This is a genomic window from Deltaproteobacteria bacterium (genome assembly GCA_026712905.1).
Taxonomy (GTDB): Bacteria; Desulfobacterota; Binatia; order UBA9968; family JAJDTQ01; genus JAJDTQ01.
In genome coordinates this window covers 1-2,402 of sequence record JAPOPM010000046.1, presented here as the reverse complement: position 1 = coordinate 2,402, position 2,402 = coordinate 1, and the positions used below count along the sequence as shown (strand labels likewise).

Genomic DNA, 2,402 nt, shown 5'->3' with positions numbered 1-2,402 from the left:
TCGCCATCTCCACGCCGCGCACGCGCCGGGTCCGGGCCAGGCGCCGGCCCAGCATCCAGAACACCAGGGTGCACACAACCATGCAGCCCACTCCCCATCCCGCCCCCGTCCATGGCCAGGAGTGGACCGTCTCGAGCATGCGTCTGCGTATCCGTTCGATTCTCCGATCCGCGACGATGTCCACGATCGGGCTAGGGCTCTTCCGTCCCTCCGCCCACTCGTGCATCTGCCCCGAATTGGGAGAGTATCCAATGGACAGCTTGATCTCCGCCAGGGTCCCCATGCCGACGATGCGCCAGTCGTAGGCCGTCGTGGTGCTGAAGAGCGCTATGGAGAGGAAGAGGACGACCACGAGGACAAAGCCGATGATCTCCCAGCGCACCAGTTGGCCCCACATGTGGACGTCGTGGAGCAGGCTTTGGCCTCCCCTGAGCGTTGCCTTGCCGAACATCATCCGATCCTCCCGTTCACGGTCCGAGCACTTCGTCCCCGCCCATCGGACCACCACGCGCGCGTTCCCTCTTCGCGCCGGCGTCCGGCGCGGCGTTCCGCGCCGTGCCGTAGAGCTTGCCGCCGAGCCACTCGCCCACCAACGGAACCGCCTCGGCGGCATGCTCGCCGAAGGGTCGATCGGTTTCGGCCGCGACCCTGGCGCGGCCCTTCTCGCTCAGTTCACCCGCCACGCCGCCTAGCGCCTCGCGTTCCGCCTCCCGGATATCGAGCTCGGTGTCGGTCTCGGCGCGCAGGCGCTCCGCCCGTCTCCCGACGCTTCCCCGTTCATGCTCTCCGCGTCCGTGGTCGCGGGCCCAGCCCGACCATTCCGCCCAAGCCGCCGTGGTCCCGCCACGGTGAGACTCCCGCATTCCTCCACGGTCTCGCTCGTAGTCCGCCAGGTCCGGCGCCGACGTCGGGTCCGGGCCTTTGGGCTGCGGGAACCTCTCCGCGATGAAGGCGGCGGCATGGGCGCGGAGCTCCTCGGCGTCCTCCGGGGTCTGGGGCTGTGCCAGGCGCATGGCGCCCGCCACGCCGATCTCGCGCCCGTCCGCGCCGCTACGCGCGGTGAGCCAGGTGAAGAAGGGCTGGCCCAGCTCCCGGTCTATTGACTGGGCCTGGCTCCGCACCTCGGCCGCCTGCCGGCCCCAGCTCTCGGCCTGGCGGTGGCTCAGCGCCTCCTGCTCTCCGTAACGGCGCATCCTCGTCAGGTTCGCCCCGAAACTCTCCTCCAGGCTCTTGAGCTCGCTTTCGCCCGAAGCGGTGGAGTAGCGCCTCGAGGCTTCGGCCACCCGCGACCAGACGTCGAGCACGCTCTGCTGCTCGGCGTAGTCGGTCATCCGGTTCCAGGCCTCCCGGCTGAGCGTCTGGCCGCGCCAGCTCGCCGAGCCGTCGGCGCCGAACTTGACGATGAAGTCGAAGCCCCCTCCCGCCTTGGCCGCGCTCGTGAGAGCGGCCGCCTGCTCCTTCGTGATGCCGCCCGCCTCGGAGAGCTTCTCGAAGTGGGATTCCAGGCTCTGCACCGTCCGGGTCTCGCTCTCCGTCACTCCCCTCGAATGGGCGACACCCGTGTTCACGTCGCGCGAGAACCGCGCCACCAGGGCGGCCGAGTCGGTGGCCGCGGCGGTCCGCGCCGTGGCCGCCTCCGCCGACCAGTGCCGGGCCTGCTCCCGCGCAGCGCTTGCCCGGTTCTCATGGCTCGCCGCAAGGGACTCCGAGAGCCTGATCCCCGCCGCCGGGATCCGGCTCGTGGCGGAACCGGCGTCCACCACCGCCGTGCCGTCGCCGGTTACGGTGAAGCCGGCGCCTTCGGGGGCGAACCCGGTATAGCGGCCTGTGTCGGCGTGCAGCGAGGTACGGACCTGGTGTCCCTCGACGGTCGCGAAGCGGTGGGTGTCGGCCTGGGTGTTGGCGAGCGAGACATTGCCCGTCGTGCCCTCCTGCGCCGCGGAGGACGCGGCTTCCTGGCCCACCGCGAGCACCGAGGTCGCAAGCCCCGTGGCTCTCCCCACCCCGTAGGCCAGGGCGGCGGCCAGGAACGGCACCGACATGGACAGGTAGCCCGACATCACCGCCACGTCCGAGGCCACCGCCTGAATCCCGGCCTGCGCGACAAGCGACACGCCGATGTCGCCGCCCGGCATGAGCGCCCCAGCGCTCATGCGCTCGGCGGCCTCCCCCATGGAGATGCGGTGCAGAATCGCGTAGAGCGGCCCCCAGCTCTGGAGCCAGACGAGTCCGGAGAAGTAGGAGCGGAAGATCGCCCCGCCCGCCGGCGTGAGCATGAGCAGCACGGCCATGGGAAAGGCGCCCACGTAGAGGCACTCGAACACGATGCGGAGCATGGGCACCCAGGTCTCGGCCTGGCGGCCGATGGCCCGGTAGGCGGAGACGGTCTGGGTCTCGGCCCG

The 2,402-nt window shown here is 70.8% G+C and carries 2 protein-coding genes; both read right to left on the bottom strand.

Features of this window, described 5'->3' with window-relative positions:
• A partial coding sequence (locus OXF11_03585) for a hypothetical protein (protein MCY4486181.1) occupies nucleotides 1-454 on the bottom strand: 454 nt, incomplete at its 3' end.
• 13 nt (nucleotides 455-467) lie between these two features.
• On the bottom strand, nucleotides 468-2,402 hold a 1,935-nt coding region (locus OXF11_03580; GenBank protein MCY4486180.1), incomplete at its 5' end, for a conjugal transfer protein TraG N-terminal domain-containing protein.